The sequence below is a fragment of the Nocardioides cavernae genome (assembly GCF_013410035.1).
Classification (GTDB): domain Bacteria; phylum Actinomycetota; class Actinomycetes; order Propionibacteriales; family Nocardioidaceae; genus Nocardioides; species Nocardioides cavernae_A.
On sequence record NZ_JACCBW010000001.1, the window covers coordinates 685,061 to 701,141 of the forward strand.

Annotated in this window: 16 protein-coding genes; 5 read left to right on the plus strand and 11 right to left on the minus strand. The window is 73.5% G+C overall.

Going from position 1 to position 16,081, the window contains the following annotated elements; translation table 11 throughout:
* Nucleotides 1-64 precede the first annotated feature (64 nt).
* A complete protein-coding gene (locus F4692_RS03330) occupies nucleotides 65-2,833 on the plus strand; it encodes a stealth conserved region 3 domain-containing protein (RefSeq protein WP_179618194.1) in 2,769 nt (922 codons plus the stop codon).
* 124 nt (nucleotides 2,834-2,957) lie between these two features.
* Here F4692_RS03330 and F4692_RS03335 read toward each other — a convergent pair whose 3' ends face one another.
* Together F4692_RS03335 and F4692_RS03340 are read right to left on the minus strand one after the other, a co-directional pair.
* Nucleotides 2,958-4,040 carry a DNA polymerase domain-containing protein gene (locus F4692_RS03335; RefSeq protein WP_179618195.1) on the minus strand — a complete coding sequence of 361 codons (1,083 nt, stop codon included), beginning with the start codon at nucleotides 4,038-4,040 and terminating at the stop codon, nucleotides 2,958-2,960.
* A 9-nt stretch (nucleotides 4,041-4,049) separates the two neighbouring features.
* Entirely contained in the window at nucleotides 4,050-5,273 is a 1,224-nt protein-coding gene (locus tag F4692_RS03340; RefSeq protein ID WP_218858137.1) for a multidrug effflux MFS transporter, read from the minus strand.
* Nucleotides 5,274-5,329: 56 nt separating this feature from the next.
* Here F4692_RS03340 and F4692_RS03345 point away from each other — a divergent pair, with 56 nt between their 5' ends.
* Together F4692_RS03345 and msrB are read left to right on the plus strand one after the other, a co-directional pair.
* Nucleotides 5,330-5,779 carry a MarR family winged helix-turn-helix transcriptional regulator gene (locus tag F4692_RS03345; RefSeq protein WP_179618197.1) on the plus strand — a complete coding sequence of 150 codons (450 nt, stop codon included), beginning with the start codon at nucleotides 5,330-5,332 and terminating at the stop codon, nucleotides 5,777-5,779.
* 64 nt (nucleotides 5,780-5,843) lie between these two features.
* Entirely contained in the window at nucleotides 5,844-6,242 is a 399-nt protein-coding gene (gene msrB, locus F4692_RS03350) for a peptide-methionine (R)-S-oxide reductase MsrB (RefSeq protein ID WP_179618198.1), read from the plus strand.
* 119 nt (nucleotides 6,243-6,361) lie between these two features.
* Here msrB and F4692_RS03355 read toward each other — a convergent pair whose 3' ends face one another.
* The 5 genes from F4692_RS03355 to hemG form a co-directional block, all read right to left on the minus strand.
* Nucleotides 6,362-7,204, minus strand: coding sequence for a hypothetical protein (locus F4692_RS03355; RefSeq protein WP_179618199.1), 843 nt, complete (start codon nucleotides 7,202-7,204; stop codon nucleotides 6,362-6,364).
* Nucleotides 7,205-7,243: 39 nt separating this feature from the next.
* Nucleotides 7,244-7,660 carry a rhodanese-like domain-containing protein gene (locus tag F4692_RS03360; RefSeq protein ID WP_308645141.1) on the minus strand — a complete coding sequence of 139 codons (417 nt, stop codon included), beginning with the start codon at nucleotides 7,658-7,660 and terminating at the stop codon, nucleotides 7,244-7,246.
* Nucleotides 7,657-8,145 carry a cysteine dioxygenase gene (locus F4692_RS03365; RefSeq protein WP_179618200.1) on the minus strand — a complete coding sequence of 163 codons (489 nt, stop codon included), beginning with the start codon at nucleotides 8,143-8,145 and terminating at the stop codon, nucleotides 7,657-7,659. Before F4692_RS03365 ends, F4692_RS03360 begins: the two co-directional genes overlap by 4 nt.
* Nucleotides 8,146-8,238: 93 nt before the next feature.
* Complete coding sequence (hemQ, locus tag F4692_RS03370) at nucleotides 8,239-8,955, minus strand: hydrogen peroxide-dependent heme synthase (RefSeq protein WP_179618201.1); 717 nt, start codon at nucleotides 8,953-8,955, stop codon at nucleotides 8,239-8,241.
* 4 nt (nucleotides 8,956-8,959) lie between these two features.
* Complete coding sequence (gene hemG / locus F4692_RS03375; RefSeq protein WP_179618202.1) at nucleotides 8,960-10,318, minus strand: protoporphyrinogen oxidase; 1,359 nt, start codon at nucleotides 10,316-10,318, stop codon at nucleotides 8,960-8,962.
* A gap of 23 nt (nucleotides 10,319-10,341) precedes the next feature.
* Between hemG and F4692_RS03380 the strand changes: the two genes are divergently transcribed.
* Nucleotides 10,342-11,370 (plus strand): NYN domain-containing protein, encoded by a 1,029-nt coding sequence (locus F4692_RS03380; RefSeq protein ID WP_218858138.1) that lies wholly within the window; start codon nucleotides 10,342-10,344, stop codon nucleotides 11,368-11,370.
* A 79-nt stretch (nucleotides 11,371-11,449) separates the two neighbouring features.
* Complete coding sequence (locus F4692_RS03385) at nucleotides 11,450-12,376, plus strand: DUF4349 domain-containing protein (RefSeq protein WP_179618203.1); 927 nt, start codon at nucleotides 11,450-11,452, stop codon at nucleotides 12,374-12,376.
* A 77-nt stretch (nucleotides 12,377-12,453) separates the two neighbouring features.
* Here the strand turns inward: F4692_RS03385 and F4692_RS03390 are convergent, their stop codons facing one another.
* The 4 genes from F4692_RS03390 to F4692_RS03405 are packed head-to-tail and all read right to left on the minus strand — an operon-like array spanning nucleotide 12,454 to nucleotide 16,062.
* On the minus strand, nucleotides 12,454-13,797 hold the full coding sequence (locus F4692_RS03390; RefSeq protein WP_179618204.1) for an MFS transporter: 1,344 nt from the start codon (nucleotides 13,795-13,797) through the stop codon (nucleotides 12,454-12,456).
* A complete protein-coding gene (locus F4692_RS03395) occupies nucleotides 13,794-14,402 on the minus strand; it encodes a flavin reductase family protein (RefSeq protein ID WP_179618205.1) in 609 nt (202 codons plus the stop codon). The genes F4692_RS03390 and F4692_RS03395 overlap by 4 nt, the downstream gene beginning before the upstream one ends.
* On the minus strand, nucleotides 14,399-14,923 hold the full coding sequence (locus tag F4692_RS03400; RefSeq protein ID WP_179618206.1) for an NADPH-dependent FMN reductase: 525 nt from the start codon (nucleotides 14,921-14,923) through the stop codon (nucleotides 14,399-14,401). The genes F4692_RS03395 and F4692_RS03400 overlap by 4 nt, the downstream gene beginning before the upstream one ends.
* Nucleotides 14,920-16,062 (minus strand): LLM class flavin-dependent oxidoreductase, encoded by a 1,143-nt coding sequence (locus tag F4692_RS03405; RefSeq protein ID WP_179618207.1) that lies wholly within the window; start codon nucleotides 16,060-16,062, stop codon nucleotides 14,920-14,922. Before F4692_RS03405 ends, F4692_RS03400 begins: the two co-directional genes overlap by 4 nt.
* Between the last annotated feature and the right edge of the window lie 19 nt (nucleotides 16,063-16,081).

Below are 16,081 nucleotides of genomic sequence, written 5' to 3' on the forward strand. Positions count from 1 at the left end.
CTATCGGCCGCGAGCACTCCCCCTAGGATCGTGTCGACCGCTCGCGGAGAGGACTGAGGACCACGTGGCACTGACCGACAAGCTCGGTGGCAAGGTGCGCTCGGCCGTACGCCGCGCTCGCCGCGACGGCCCGCTCGACGTCGTCTACGTCCTCTTCAACGCCGACGGGATGGGCGGCACCGCCCGCTCCGGGATCGAGCAGGCCAACGCGTTGCTGGGCCTCGGCGAGGGCCACCGGGTCCGCATCCTCAGCGTCACCCGGAGCGGCACCTCGACCCACTACGACCTGGCCGACGGGCTCGAGGTCACCTACCTCGTCGACGTACGCGGTGGGCGGGCCGCCGACGTGCGCGGCCACCACTCCGCGGAGGTCGCCCACGAGCTCGCCCGGCGCGAGTCGGTGATCGTGCCGCGCAGCTGGGACGCGCTCTACAACGGGCTCACCGACGCCACCATGCGCGAGGCGCTCGCCCGCATCGACGCCGACGTGCTGGTCACGACGACCCCCGAGCTGCTCGCCGCCGTCGCCCAGCTCGCCCCGGCGGACGTGGCGCTGGTCCACCAGGAGCACCGCGCGTCCTCGAGCCGGGTCAACGACCTCGGCGCACTGCTGCAGTTCGCGCCGCGTGCGGACGTCGTCGTCTCGCTGACCGAGTCGATGTCGCGCTGGCTGGCCGGTCGCCTCGGCGGGGCGGCGCCGGAGCTCCAGGTCATCCCCAACCCGCTCCCCGCCCACGCCCAGGCACGCTCCGCGCTGGACCAGAAGACCTTCGTCACCGCCGGGCGGCTCGCGCCGGAGAAGCAGTTCGAGCACGTCGTCGACGCCTTCGCCCGCGTCCACGAGCAGCTGCCCGGCTGGACCCTGACGATCTGGGGCGACGGCCCCCGCGCCGACAACCTCGCCGCCCAGGTCCGCAAGCTCGGCCTCGAGGACCACGTCCGCCTCCCCGGCTCCACCCAGGACCTCGCCGCCGAGTGGGCGCGCACCAGCGTCGCCGTCCTGGCCTCACGCGGCGAGGGCTACCCGCTCGTGCTGCAGGAGGCGATGTCCGCCGGCGTGCCGCCGGTGTCGTACGACTGCCCGTCCGGCCCGCGCGAGATCATCACGCACGACGTCGACGGGCTGCTCGTGCCGCCCGCCTCCAAGGCCGCGCTGGCCGCGGCGATGCTGCGCGTCGCGACCGACGACGACCTGCGCACCCGCCTCGGCGCCGCGGCGCTCGCGCGGTCGGCGCGCTGGGACGGTGCGGTCCTCGCCCGCCAGTGGGTCGAGACGTTCCGCACGGCCGTCGCGCGCCGCGCCGACCCGCTCGCCCCGCGCCGCGTCCTGCACGGCCTGCGCCCCGGACCCCTGGGCGACCTGCCCGAGACCGACGGGGCGGCGGGCGTGACCCCCGCCGAAGCGCGTACGGCCTCGCTCACCGCCCTCACCACCGCGGCGGCCGCCACGGGCGACGGCTGGTTCGTGGTGCCGGCGCGCGGCCTCGACCCGCACCCGGTGGTGGTCGTCCCGTCGTCGCGACGCACCGACTTCCTGGCCGCCCTCGCCAGCGCGCCCGTGCCCGACTGGCTGTCCGTGCGCGACCCGGCCGAACGCGGTTGGCACGAGCGCCGCGGCACCGTCGCCGCGATGACCGACGACCTCGCCCGCACGCGTACGTCCTCCCTCGTCCTCGAGCCGTGGCCGGTGCGCGGCGGCCACGGCGGCCTCCTCGGCGAGGGCGCCGAGGTCGGCGCGCAGTTCTGGGAGGAGACCCCCGAGGGCGACCTCCTCGCCCCGGGCCTCAACAGGTACGGCGACCGTGTCCCCGCCGGCACCCCGCGCACGACCACCACGGTCGAGGGCGTCGAGGTGCCCACGCTGGAGGTGATGGCGCTCCCGACGGTCGACGACTGCCGCTTCGACGTCGACGTCGTCTACACGTGGGTCGACGGCGACGACGAGGAGTGGCTGGCCGCCCGCGACGCCCGGGTGACGGGGCTCGGCGGTACGCCCAGCGCGCGTGCCGGCGGCGCCTCGCGCTACCGCAGCCGCGACGAGCTGCGCTACTCGATGCGCAGCATCCACCTCTTCGCGCCGTGGGTCCGCCGCATCCACCTCGTCACCGCGGGTCAGGTCCCGCCGTGGCTGGACACCTCGCACCCGACGGTCCGGGTCGTCGACCACCGCGACATCCTCCCCGCGTCGGCGCTGCCGACCTTCAGCTCGCACGCGATCGAGACCCGGCTGCACGCCGTGCCCGACCTCGCCGACCACTTCGTCTACGTCAACGACGACGTCTTCCTGGGCAGGCCGCGTCGGCCCGAGCACTTCTTCACGCCCGGTGGGCAGTACGCCGCATTCGTCGCCGACCACCGCGCGGTCGGGCTGCCCGGCACCGACGACCGGCCCTACCTGTCGGCCGCGCAGAACAACCGTCGCGTGCTCACCGAGGCCTTCGGGGTCGCGCTGACCCACACGATGATGCACAGCCCGCACCCGCAGCGGCGGACGACGCTGGAGGAGATCGCCGCGCGCTTCCCCGCAGAGGTGGACGCGACGACCCACGCGCCCTTCCGGTCGGAGACCGACCTCTCGCTGCTGTCGTCCTTCGCGCAGAGCTACGGGCTGATCACCGGGCAGGCGTTCCGGGCGACCGCGCACCACGGCTACGTCGACCTCGGCCACCAGCAGCTGCCGGTGCAGCTCAAGCAGATGGCGAAGCGCGACCGCGACTTCTTCTGCATCGCGGACAACCTCGTCGCCGCGTTCGACGAGGACCGCGCCGACGGGCTGCTGCGGGAGTTCCTCGAGGACTACTTCCCGATCGCGGCGCCGTGGGAGAGGGCCTGACTGCTCTGCCGTTTCACCAGGGGATGTCGGCGGACCTGCACTTCCCTCGGTGAACGAACCCGAGCATGTGCTGCTCCACCGACATCCCATGGTGGAGCAGCGGCGGCCGCGCGACGGGGTCCGCTCAGTCGGCGACCCGGTTGCCGTCCTCGTCCCAGTGCGACTCGACCTTCTTCGACGGCTGCACCCGCGGCGGCTCGCCGGGCATCTTCGGGTGGTCGGGCGGGAAGTTGAGCTCGACGGGGTGCTCCTCCCAGAGGTCGAGGAGCGGCTGAAGCGAGTGGTGGACGTCGTCGATCGCGGCCCACGGGTCGCCGTCGGAGGCGAGCCGCTCGGGCACCGTGAACAGGTTGTACGCCGCGGGTGAGGTGAGCGTCGCGAGCTCGTCCCACGTGACGGGGGTGGACACCGGGGCACCGGCGAGCGGGCGCAGCGAGTAGGCCGAGGCGATCGTCCGGTCGCGGGTGTTCTGGTTGAAGTCCACGAAGATCCGCTCCCCGCGCTCCTCCTTCCACCACGCGGTGGTCACGCCGTCGTCGCGCTTCTCCAGCTCGCGGCCGAACGCGATCGCCGCGTGGCGGACCGCCGCGAAGTCCCACTCGGGCGAGATCCGGACGTAGACGTGGATGCCGCGGTTGCCCGAGGTCTTCGCGAAGCCGGTCATGCCGAGGTCGTCGAGCAGCTCGCGGGCCACCCCGGCGACGCGCACGGCGTCGGCGAACGACGTACCGGGCTGCGGGTCGAGGTCGATCCGCAGCTCGTCGGGGTGGTCCACGTCCGTACGACGGACGGGCCAGGGGTGGAAGGTCAGCGTGCCCATGTGCGCGCACCACACCGGCACCGCGATCTCGGTGGGGCAGATCTCGTCGGCGGTGCGGCCGGACGGGAAGGTGATGGTCGCGGTCTCGAGGTAGTCGGGAGCCCCCTTGGGCACCCGCTTCTGGTAGAACGCGTCGGCGTTGCGGTCCTGCGGGCCGGTCGCCAGCCGCATCCCGGGGCGTACGCCCGAGGTCCACCGCTCGAGCGCCGTCGGGCGGTCGCGCAGGGCGCGCATCAGGCCGTCCTCGACGCTCGCGAAGTACTCCGCGACCATGAGCTTGGTGACCTCGCCGGTCGTCTCCGTGGCCTCGTAGATCACGCGATCGGGCGAGGAGACGCGCACCTCCCGGTCACCGGCCTGCACCATCACCGGCTTCGCAGCTGCCATGCCACGACCCTAGCCGGGGCCGACGGAGCCGGACACGGCGTGGGACGGAAGGGGCGTACGCCACGGTGCGGGCACCCGGAGGACGAGGAGCGCCGCCACCGCGCTCGCAGCGACCGCGGCCCCCATCGCCACGGCACCGGACCGGGCGTCGTGGGTGGCGAGCGCCATCAGGGACGCGACCGCGCCGCTCACGGCGTACTGCAGCACGCCCTGCAGCGACGCCGCGGTGCCCGCAGCGCCGGGGTGCGGCGAGAGGGCGAGCGAGGTCGCGTTGGCCAGCACCGGCCCCAGCACCGAGACGAGGACGAAGAGGCACGCGAGCAGCGCCCCCAACGGCGCCTCCAGCACGATGGCGGCCAGCACGCCGAGGCCGGCCGCCGCGCCGACCGCGAGGGAGGCGCCGAGGAGGGTGCGCTCGTCCGCCAGCCGCCCGACCAGCACCGCGTTGACCTGGCCGAGCAGCACGATGCCGAGGCAGTTGGTCGCGAAGACGGCACCGTACTGCTGGGGCGAGAGGCCGTAGGTGTCCTGCAGGACGAAGGACGAGCCCGTGATGTAGGCGAACATCGCGGAGAACATCAGGGCCGCGGCCAGGGTGTGCCGGAGGTAGTCGCGGTCGCGCAGGAGCACCCCGAACGCCTCCGCCGTGGCACGCAGGTCGGCCGGGCGGCGCCGGGAGACGGGCAGCGACTCCGGGAGGGAGCGCCGGACCTCCCCGAGCAGCACCGCGCCGACGACCACCAGCAGCAGGAAGACGGCGCGCCACGGCGCGACCGACAGCAGCTGGGCGCCGACGACGGGACCGAGCACCGTCGCCACCCCGTTGACCAGCATGAGCGTCGAGACGAACCGGGTCAGCTCCCTGCCCTCGAAGTGGTCGCGGGCCACCACGCGGGCGAGCACGGTGGCCGCGGCCGCGCCCAGCGCCTGGACGACCCGCGCCGCGATCAGCAGTCCCGCGGTCGGGGCGAGCAGGCACGCCAGCGACCCCGCGACGTACGCCGCGAGTCCCAGAAGCAGGAGGGGCCGCCGGCCGTGGGCGTCGGAGAGCGGGCCGATGACGGCCTGGCCGAGCGCGAGCCCGACCACGAAGACGGTGACGCTGAGCTGCACCATCCCTGCGTCGGCGTGCAGGTCCCGCGCCATGGCCGGCATGCCGGGCAGGTAGAGGTCGATGGTGAACGCCGGGAACGCGCTGAGCGCGCCGAGCACCAGCGCGAGCCGGCGCCGCAATCCACTCTGAGTTATGTCCACATCATGATGTAAACATAACTCACTAGGCTGTGTCCATGCCTTCCCAGCCCGCGGACCACGACGCGTTTGCCGAGCTCGCGGACCTGCTGCTCAACGTCGGTCGCCTGGTCCGCGCGCGGACCCCGTCCGACGCCGCCGGGGTGCCGCTGAGCGAGACCGAGCGGACGGTGATGCGCCTGGTCGACCTCTTCCCGGGGTCCTCCCCCAGCGACATCGCCGAGCGCGGCCGGCTCCAGCGCAGCAACGTCAGCGCGGCGCTGCGCACCCTCGAGGACAAGGGCATGGTCGAGCGCACCTCGACGTCAGGTCGCGGAGTGGCCGTGCACGCCACCGACCTGGCCGACCGCAACCTCGCCGCACTGCGGGCCGCGTGGGGACGCGAGCTCGCCCTGCCGCTCGCCGACGACGTCGACGCCGTACGCCGGTGCGTGGCCCTCCTCACCCGCCTGGAAGGGCGCCTGATCGACGCCGACCCGCAGGGCTGAGCGGACCCGTCGTACGCCCGACCCGGGGCCTGCCGGGGCTGGGGTGCGACCGTAGACTCGAGGCATGGCCTACGACGTGGAGAAGACCGACGAGCAGTGGCGTGAGCAGCTCACCGCCGAGGAGTACGTCGTGCTCCGCCAGGCCGGCACGGAGCGCGCCTTCACCGGCGAGTACACCGACACCGAGACCGAGGGCACCTACTCCTGCAAGGCGTGCGGCTCGGAGCTGTTCACCAGCGACACGAAGTTCCACTCCGGCTGCGGCTGGCCGAGCTTCTACCAGCCGATGACCGACACCGTGGAGTACATCGAGGACACCTCGCACGGCATGAAGCGCGTCGAGGTCCGCTGCGCGACCTGCGGCTCCCACCTCGGCCACGTCTTCCCCGACGGCTTCGGCACGCCGACCGGCGACCGCTACTGCATCAACTCGATCAGCATCACGCTCAACGAGAAGAAGTAGCCCGACAGGCGGACCCGGCCGCCGGCCCCTCGGGATATCTAGGGACGATCTGGTCGCCCCTGGTCCTCCCGGACGTCCATTTCGTCCCTAGATGCCCCCGCGCACCCGAGGACGCGAGCTCAGGCGGCCGGCTCGAGGGCCGAGGTGACGACCACCAGGCCGTCTCCCCACGTCGCGTCGGCCCACTCCTGGATCGAGCCGTCGTCGAAGACGACCTGGGCGTCGAGACTGTCGGGCCGGGTCGACCCGCTGGTCAGCAGCTGGTCGCCGAGCGCGGCCTGGAGCTCCTGGTTGACCGTGTTGAGGTCGGCGTCGGTCTTCTCGACGGTGGTGACGCACAGCAGGCCGCCCCAGGTCCTGCGGAGCTCGGCCTCGGCGCCCTCCGGGTCCTCGGTGACGGCGACGCTGATGGTGCCCTTGCTCAGCCAGGCGGTGGCATATCCCGGCAAGGCGGAGGCGGCCGCGAGGGTGGCGTCCATGTCCTCGGGCGTCGCGTTCTGCGGGTCGGTCGTCTCGGCGTCGTCGCAGGCCGGCTCGAGACCGCCCGCCGCCGGCTCCTGCATGGTGTCGTAGAGCGCGGCCGGGATGGCGTCGGTGACGGTGAACGCCTCGCCGTCGAACGTGCCGGTGAGGGCGTACTGCCCCCACGTCGTCCCGCCGGACTCCTCCGCCCCGACGTCGCCGAAGTCGAAGTCGACGAGCTCGGGACCGCCGCACTGGGGCGGGTACGACTCCGCGACCGCCCCGAGACACATCTGCGGGCCGCTGCCGTTGTCGAGCACGGTCACGAGCCCGGCGGTGCGCACCTCCCCGTCCGGGACGGGACGCGGCGCCTCGCCCGAGGCGTCGGGGGTCGCGTCACCGGCGGCGCTGTCGTCGACGGCGCGCATCCCCTCCTCGGTCGAGCAGGCGGCGAGCGCGCCCAGGAGGGACAGTGCGGCAGCTGCGGCGAAGATCCTCATGATCCTCCGACGCTACTGCCCCCGGAGGCGTTCCCTCACTCAGCCCGCCGCGCGGCACGCCACGGGCAGCCGCGCGTGGCGCCAGGCCGCGAACCCGCCGACCACGTCGGTCGCGTCGAGGCCCAGGCTGCGCAACGAGTCGGCGGCGAGGGTGGAGGTGTAGCCCTCCTGGCACAGCACGAGGATGCGGGCGTCCTGCGCCGCCTGCGGCAGCCGGGCGTCCGAGCGCGGGTCGAGGCGCCACTCGAGCACGTTGCGCTCGATGACGAGCACGCCGACGGCCGGGTGCACCTCACCCTCGGCGGCGCGCTGGGCCGCCGGACGGATGTCGACGAGCAGCGCACCGTCGAGCGCCTCGCGGTAGGCGGCGTCGACGTCGACGCGCTCGAGCCGGGAGCGGGCGTCGGCGAGCATGGCGTCGATGCCGTCGTGCCGCACGACCGTCGCGCCGCTCACCACGCCACGTCCCGCTGCTCGACGCTCGTGACCTGGAGCCGGCCGCGGACGAGCTCGTAGCGGGTCATCGCGGCGAGCGTGGGGGCGTACGCGTGGAGCGAGACCGCGGTCGCCGTGCCGTGGTTGACCACGTCGTGGATGTGGCTGCCGTCGAACTCGCGGACCGACCGCTCCGCGAGCGTGCTCGCCCGGGCGACGCCGGTCCAGACGTACTCGGTGAGCGACCCGGTCAGGACCGTGAAGGCGCCGCTCGCCGAGCCGTGGTCGTGCCAGCCCGTGCTCGATCCGGCCGGCCAGGTGATCAGCCATATGTCGGCGCCGGCGCCGGTGCCGACCCGCGACCAGGTGCGCTCCGGGACGTCGAGGTCGGCGGACGCGAGCGGGTCGTGGTCGCGGAGGTACTGCGCGAGGGCGGCGCGTGCGGTCTGCCGACGACCCCCGGCGCGGTCGGCCGGCGTGTGCGGGGCGGGGAAGGTGGTGGTCATGTGGTCCTCCTGGGTAACAATGTTAAGTAACTTACTCTACATTGCGACGAGACGGATGTCCGACACGTCCACCGACGTGTCGGACGGCCCGGGTCAGGGCAGGCGGGCGAGGAGGTCCGCGGGCGTGACGCGGGCGCCGGTGTAGAACGGCACCTCCTCGCGCACGTGGCGGCGGGCGTCGGAGGCGCGCAGGTCGCGCATCAGGTCGACGATGCGGTGCAGGTCGTCGGCCTCGAAGGCGAGCATCCACTCGTAGTCGCCCAGGGCGAAGGACGCGACCGTGTTGGCGCGCACGTCGGCGTACCCCCGCGCCTGCTGGCCGTGCTGGGCGAGCATCCGGCGCCGCTCGCCGTCGTCGAGGAGGTACCACTCGTAGGAGCGGACGAACGGGTAGACGCACACGTGCGCCCGCGGCTCCTCGTCGGCGAGGAAGGCCGGGATGTGCGACTTGTTGAACTCCGCCGGGCGGTGCAGGGCCATCTGCGACCACACGGGCTCGAGCCGGGCACCGAAGGCGGTCCGGCGCAGCGCGTTGTAGGCAGCCTGCAGCTGCTGGGAGTCGGCCGCGTGCCACCAGACCATGAGGTCGGCGTCGGCGCGCAGGCCGCTGACGTCGTAGAGGCCTCGGACCTTCACGTCGTCGGCGGCCAGGGAGGCGAGGAGCTCCTCGACCTCGGCCGCCTCGGCCGCACGGTCGGCGTCGCCGAGGACGTCGCGGAGCCGGAAGACCGACCACATCGTGTAGCGGATGGTGTCGTTGAGCTCGCGGGTGCGGGCGGCGTTGGTCTGCTCGGCGGCCTTGTCGGTCATGGTCTCATTCTGCCTGCGTGAGCGAGGCCACAGCGCGGCGGGCCGAGCCGATGACGGCCGGGATGCCGACCCCGTCGTACGCGGCGCCGCACACCGCGAGCCCCGGCACGCCGGCGACGGCGGAGCGGATCCGGGCGACGCGGTCGACGTGCCCGACGGCGTACTGCGGCAGTGCGCCGCCCCATCGCTGGACGTGGGTGTCGAGCGGCGCCGCGGTGATCCCGGCCATCGCGGCGAGGTCCGCGAGGGACACCCGGACCAGCCCGTCGTCGGACGCCTGCAGGGTCGTCTCCTCGCCGTGGCGGCCGAGGGAGGTGCGGAGCACGACCACGTCGGGATCGAGGTCACGGACCCAGCCCCACTTCGCGAAGGAGAAGGTCGACGCCTTGATGGTGCGCTGCTCGACCGGAGGCACCAGGAAGCCCGAGCGCTCGAAGCTCGCGTCCGGGACGTCGGCGGCCCGGAAGGCCAGCGTCACGACGGCGACGCTCGCCGCCTCGATGCCGCCCAGCTCGGCCGCTGCGTCGGGCATCTCGTCGGCGAGCAGCCGGGCAGCGGCCGACGCCGGGGTCGCGAGCACGACCGCGTCGGCCTCGATCGTCTCCGCGTGCGTCGTCGGCCCGACCGTGAGCGACCACCCCGAGGCGGTACGCCGCAGCGCGCGCACCGTGGCCGACGTCCGCGCCTCGAACCCCCCGCCGTCGGCGACGAGGATGGGCAGGCGTCCCATGCCCCCGGGCAGGGACGCGAAGACCGGGCCTGTCGAGAGCGGCACGGCGGCCGCCTGCTCGAGGAGGCCGCCGCGGCGCGCCATCGCGAGCAGCTGGGGCACCGCGGCTGCGGCCGAGAGGGTACGGGCGTGGCCGGCGTACACGCCGCCGAGGAGCGGCTCGACGAGCCGGTCGACGATCTCGTCGCCGAGGCGCGCGGCCACGAGGTCGCCCACGGACACGTCGTCGTCGACGTCCGACACGGTCTCGACGCTGGCCCGGGCCACCCCCTCGGCGCTGAGCACGCCACTGGCCGCGAGCTGGTCGAGGTCGAACGGGACGCCCATCAGCGAGCGGGGCATGGCCCGCAGCGCGCCCCGGGACCAGATGGCCGACGCCGCGGCGGTCGGGTGCACGACCTCGGCGCCGAGCTGCTCGGCGAGGGCGACGCCCTCGGGGCGGCGGGCCAGCATCGCCTCGGCGCCGACGTCGACGGTCAGGCCGGCGACCTCGGCACTGCGGAGCTTGCCGCCGACCTGCGGGGAGCCCTCGAGGAGCAGCACGTCGCGGCCGGCGTCCGCGAGGCCGCGGGCCGCGACCAGCCCGGCGATCCCGCCACCGACGACCACCGCGTCGCGCCTGTCCCGACCCACGCCCCCAGCCTAGGCTGCGGCACATGCAGACCAACGGGGAGACCAACGGGGGCGCCGACCGCATCGCGGTGATGATCGACGCCGACAACACCCGGCCGTCGTACGCCGACGAGGTGCTGAGCGAGGTGGCCAAGCACGGCAACCCGACGATCAGGCGCGTCTACGGCGACTTCACCAATTCGCACCTCAACCAGTGGGCGCGCAAGCTCAACCGCCTCGGGTTGCGCGCGATGCACCAGAACGCCTGGACCACCGGCAAGAACTCGACCGACCTCGCGCTCGTCATCGACGCGATGGACCTGCTCTACGACGGCAACGTGGAGGCGTTCGCCCTGGTCACCAGCGACAGCGACTTCACCAGCCTCGCCCACCGGCTCCGCGAGTCGGGCAAGAAGGTCTACGTGCTGGGCGAGGGCAAGGCGCCGGAGTCGTTGCGCAACGCCTGCGACCAGTTCATCGACCTGACCGTCGTGGCCGAGGCGCGCGACGAGGACGAGGAGGCGGAGCCGACCGGCGAGTCGTCGATCAACCTGCAGAGCGCGCTGACGCGCGCCCTCAATGCCGTCTCCGACGACGAGGGCTGGGCCAGCCTCGGCGCGCTCGGCAACCAGCTGACCCGGACCTACCCGTCGTTCGACGCGCGCGCGTTCGGCAACAGCGGCACGCGGCTGAGCACCTTGGTGGCGGACCAGCCCTACCTGGAGACGACGGGCTCGGGCAACGCGATGCGCGTACGACGCAAGGGGGTCGCGCCGGCGCGGGAGAAGGCGAGGGCGGCGGACAAGACGGCGGACAAGATTCCCGACAAGAAGTCCGACAAGGCGCCGGACAAGGCGCCGGACAAGGCGCCGGACAAGACGCCGCAGAAGGCGCCGGTGAAGTCGCGCACCAGGAACCCGGTGCGGAAGGTCGAGGCATCGACCGCGGAGCCGGCCGCCGAGACGCAGGCTCCGAGGAGGAGGTCGACGCCGGCCAAGAAGGCAGCCGCTGCGAAGAAGCCGGCGGAGAAGCCGGCCGAGAAGCCGGTCGTGCGGCAGACCCGGCGGGACTGACGGTCACGGTTGCGTCACGGGTCGGTCACGACCCCGTCGGGGCGGGAACCGACGTCGCGGCGGCCGGCGTCGGACGGCCATGACCACTCGCACCCGTGCCGCTGGGCTCCTCACCGCGATCACCATGACGGCCGTGCTGGCCGCCTGCTCCTCCACGTCCGACGACAGCGGCGGGGGCAGTGACGCCACCTCCGAGGTGTCGGACGCCGGCGCCAGCGCGGCCACCCCCTCACCCTCGCGCCGCCAGGGGGACGCCGGCGGATCCGCGTCCGACGACGGCGGCACGGGGTCCGACGGTCCGGCGACGCCGGAGATGGAGCGCTCGGTCATCTCCAGCGGCACCGTCTCGCTGGTCAGCGCGGACGTCGCCTCCACGCGCCAGGAGGTGCAGCGGGTGGTCGACGCGCAGGGCGGCGAGATCACCGAGGAGACCACCGACACCGACGCGGACGGCGACGCGTCGTACAGCCGGCTGGTCGTGCGGGTGCCGAGCGCGAAGTTCGGCGCTGCGATGACGGCCCTGGAGGACGCCGGCACGCTGCGCTCGTCGAACCGCGGCTCCGACGACGTGACGACCGAGGTGATCGACACCGGCGTCCGCGTCCGCGCCCAGGAGGCCAGCCTCAAGCGCGTCGAGCTGCTGCTGGCGGACGCGGAGGACCTCAAGGACATCATCTGGATCGAGTCTCAGCTCACCGACCGGCAGGCCGAGCTCGACTCCCTGAAGTCGCAGAGCTCGTGGCTGCAGGACCAGACCTCCCTCTCGACGATCACCGTCGACATCGCGCAGGAGCAGGTCGTCGAGGACGAGCCCGAGGACCAGGACGAGCCGGCCGGCTTCCTCACCGGCCTGCGGGGCGGCACCGACGCCCTGATGTCCGTCCTGGCCGCCGTCACCACGATCGTCGGGGCGCTGCTGCCGTTCGCGGTGGTCGGCCTCCTGGTCGGGCTGCCGGTGTGGCTCGTGGTCCGCCGCCGCCGGCGGTCCGCAGCGCCCGCTGCGTAGACGCGCGGGCAGGACCGACGTGGGCCCGGCTCACCCCGCGGGAGCCGGGCCGACGCACGGGCGTCGCGTCCGCGCGCCTACGAGGCCGCGCCGGCCCGTGCCGGCTCGAGGGGCGGCTCGAGGGTCTCGTCGACACGGTCGAGGTCGGTGCCCCGGGTCTCGGGCAGGAAGCGGGCGCAGAACAGCGAGATCGCGGCCACCGCCACGTTGTAGCCGGCGACCCACCAGAGCGTGCCGTCGCCGCGGGTGACCAGCCAGGCCGCGATCAGCGGGGTGAGGCCGGAGGCGAGGATCCCGGAGACCTGGTAGAGCGTGCTGAGCGCCGTGTAGCGGTAGCGGGTGTCGAACAGCTCGGACCAGAAGGCGGCCAGCGGGCCGTAGACCGTGCCGTAGACGACGCCGAGGCCGACGACGAAGACGAGCGAGATCGCCCAGCGGTTCTCGGTCTGGACGAGGTAGGCCGCGGGGAAGGCGAACAGCAGGCCGATCCAGGCGCCGACCCGGTAGACCGGCTTGCGACCGACCCGGTCCGACAGGGCTCCGGCGACCGGCACGAGCACGACGCCCAGCGCCGCCCCGACCAGGATCGCGTCGAGGGCCCACGCGCGGGGCAGCTCGAGGTTCGTCGCGACGTAGGCCAGCAGGTAGACCGAGAACAGGTTGAACGTGAACCCCTCGATGAACCGCGTGCCCATGCCCAGCAGCAGCGGCCGCGGCTGCTCGACGAGCAGGTCCTTGAGCGGGATCCGCGAGATCTCCTTGCGCTGCTGCACCTTGGCGAACTCCGGGGTCTCCATGACGGAGAGCCGGATGTAGGCGCCGATGCCGAGGAGCACGATGCTGACGAGGAAGCACGCACGCCAGCCCCACGCCAGGAACGCGTCCTCGGGCAGCATGCCGGCGACGGAGAACGCCCCCGCCGCGAGCACGAGGCCGCCGGGTACGCCGATGTGCGCGAAGCTGCCGAAGAAGCCGCGACGCCCGGCGGGGGCGTACTCGACCGCGAGCAGCACGGCGCCGCCGTACTCGCCGCCGACACCGATGCCCTGGAGCACCCGGAGCACGACGAGGGCGATGGGCGCCCAGACGCCGATCTGGTCGTAGGTCGGCAGCAGGCCGATGAGGGCGGTGCCGACGCCCATGATGACGAGCGTCAGCAGCAGCATCTGCTTGCGGCCGATCCGGTCGCCGAAGTGGCCGAAGACCAGGCCGCCGATCGGGCGGGCGAAGAAGCCGACGGCGAAGGTCGCGAAGGCCGCGAACTGGGCAGCGGGGCCGTCGAGGCCGTTGAAGTAGAGCTTGTCGAAGACAACGGCGGCGGCGGTGCCGTAGAGGAAGAAGTCGTACCACTCGATCGTCGCGCCGACCGCCGAGGCGAGGGCGACCCGCTGCGGGGAGGGCGCGGCCTGCACGGTGCTCATGCGGCGTCCTCGGCGTCAGGGCGGGCGTCGGCGGTGGCGTCGTCGCCGCGGTCCACCTCGGCGCCGTTGATCCGGCCGTCGAGGCGGGAGGGGTCGAGGTCGTCGCGGTGCAGCTTGGCGAACGCCGAGCGGTGGAAGACGAGCGGGTGCTCGCCGCCGCCCGCGCCGACCCCGTGCACCTCGAGCAGCACGATGACGTGGTCGCCGGCGACGACCTCGTCGTGGATCGAGCAGTCGTAGGTCGCGACCGCCTCGTCGAGCAGGACCGCACCGTTCTCGGTGACCCGGAACGGCAGGCCGCCGAAGCGCTCCTCACGCGGTCCGGCGAGCTGGCGGCACACCGCGTCGTGGTGGTCGGCGAGCACGCTGATGCCGAGGCGGTCGGCCTCGCGCAGCAGCGGCCAGGTCGAGCTGGTCGTGGAGATCGAGAACGACACGAGCGCCGGCTCGATGCTCACCGAGGTGAACGACGACGCGGCGATGCCGGTCAGCTGGCCCTTGACGGACGCGGCGACCGCGACGACGCCGGACGGGAAGGCGCCGAAGGCGTCGCGGAGCGTGCGCTGGTCGATCGTCTGGACGGGCTGGGCGTGGGTGTGGCTCATGCGGACGTCACCTCGCGGACGGGGGCGGACAGGGTCGGGAGGAGCTGCTCGGCCGTGGCGAACCAGGCGTCGTACGGCTCGGGCTGGTCGTGCTGGGAGTCGAGGACGTAGAGCCCCCGGGTCGGGACGGTCGCGCCGAGCTCGACGAGCAGCGGTCGCAGGCCGTGCTCGGTGGCGAGGGAGTGGGCCGGCGAGCCGCCGAGCATCAGCGGGATCGCGGTGACGCCGCCGAGGCCCTGGTGGGGGAAGCGGTCGAGGAACGCCTTGAGCAGGCCCGTGTAGGTCGCCTTGTAGGTCGGGCTCGCGACGATGACGACGAGGCTGCCGGCGACGTGCTCGACGAGGTCGCCGACGGCCTGCGAGCTCCAGTCGAACAGCTCGGAGGCCTGGTCGGCGAGGTCGACGACGAGGTCCGCGCCGCCCAGCCGGTCGGCGAGGGTGAGGGCGGAGTCGTACGTGCGCGAGCGCGGCTTGGGGTTGCCGACCACGACGGCGACCGTGGCGCCCGCGTGGGTGCTCACGACGCGGCCCGCTGCCCGCCGAAGGGGACGGACGCCTGCGCGGCGACGGGCGCCGGGTGGGTCCAGAGGCCGCGCTTCTCCAGGATCGGCAGGACGCCCTCGCCGAACTGGTAGGCGCCCTCGAGGTGCGGGTAGGCCGAGAGCACGAGCTCGGAGATGCCGACCGAGCGGTACTCCTCGATGAGGTCCGCGACCTCCTCGTGGCTGCCGACCAGCGCGGTGCCGGCGCCGCCGCGGACCAGGCCGACGCCCGCCCAGAGGTGGGGGTGGATCTCGAGGCCGTCGCGGCTGCCGTTGTTGAGCGCGAGCATGTTCTTCTGGCCGACCGACTCCGAGCGCTTGAGACCCTCCTGCACCCGGCGGATGTCCTCGTCGGAGATGCCCTCGAGCAGGCGGTCGGCCTCGGCCCACGCCTCCTCCGAGGTGTCGCGGGAGATGGTGTGGACGCGGAGCCCGTAGGACAGCTCGCGGCCCTGCTGCTCGGCGAGCTCGCGGATCCACTGCACCTTCTTGGCGACCGCGGCCGGCGGCTCGCCCCACGTCAGGTAGACGTCGGCGTGCTCGGCCGCGACCTGGCCGGCCGCCGGCGACGAGCCGCCGAAGTAGATCTCCGGGACGGGGTCGGGCAGGTGCTGCAGCCTGGCCTGGTCGACGCGGAGGTGACGGCCGGCGTACGTGACCTCCTCCCCCGCCCACAGCCGGCGGACGATCGCGAGGAACTCGCCGCAGCGCTCGTAGCGGGCGTCCTTGTCGAGGAAGTCGCCGTAGGCACGCTGCTCGTGGGACTCGCCGCCGGTGACGACGTTGAGCAGGAGGCGGCCGCCGGAGAGGTTCTGGAAGGTCGCAGCCATCTGGGCTGCGAGGGTGGGCGAGGTGAGGCCCGGACGGAACGCGACGAGGAACTTCAGCCGCTCCGAGAGCGGGGCCAGCATGGCGGTGGTCAGCCACGCGTCCTCGCACCAGGCGCCGGTGGGGGTGAGCGCGGCCTCGAAGCCGAGCTGCTCGGCGCTGCGGGCGATCTGGCCGAGGTAGGGCACGCTCGCCGGGCGCCCGGCCGCGCCGTGCTCGACGCCGTGGCCGCCGCTGACGACGTGGCGGCCGTCGCCGCCGTTGGTGGGCAGGAACCAGTGGAACTTCAAGGTCGGACCTTTCTCGGGT

Bases quoted from the DNA above. Each gene is read 5' to 3' on its own strand.
- F4692_RS03345 (WP_179618197.1), top strand. From the start codon at position 5,330: ATGCCTTCCCAGCCCGCGGACCACGACGCGTTTGCCGAGCTCGCGGAC.
- msrB (WP_179618198.1), top strand. From the start codon at position 5,844: ATGGCCTACGACGTGGAGAAGACCGACGAGCAGTGGCGTGAGCAGCTC.
- F4692_RS03365 (WP_179618200.1), bottom strand. From the start codon at position 8,145: ATGACCACCACCTTCCCCGCCCCGCACACGCCGGCCGACCGCGCCGGG.
- F4692_RS03385 (WP_179618203.1), top strand. From the start codon at position 11,450: ATGACCACTCGCACCCGTGCCGCTGGGCTCCTCACCGCGATCACCATG.
- F4692_RS03335 (WP_179618195.1), bottom strand. From the start codon at position 4,040: ATGGCAGCTGCGAAGCCGGTGATGGTGCAGGCCGGTGACCGGGAGGTG.
- F4692_RS03355 (WP_179618199.1), bottom strand. From the start codon at position 7,204: ATGAGGATCTTCGCCGCAGCTGCCGCACTGTCCCTCCTGGGCGCGCTC.
- hemQ (WP_179618201.1), bottom strand. From the start codon at position 8,955: ATGACCGACAAGGCCGCCGAGCAGACCAACGCCGCCCGCACCCGCGAG.
- F4692_RS03380 (WP_218858138.1), top strand. From the start codon at position 10,342: ATGCAGACCAACGGGGAGACCAACGGGGGCGCCGACCGCATCGCGGTG.
- F4692_RS03390 (WP_179618204.1), bottom strand. From the start codon at position 13,797: ATGAGCACCGTGCAGGCCGCGCCCTCCCCGCAGCGGGTCGCCCTCGCC.
- F4692_RS03395 (WP_179618205.1), bottom strand. From the start codon at position 14,402: ATGAGCCACACCCACGCCCAGCCCGTCCAGACGATCGACCAGCGCACG.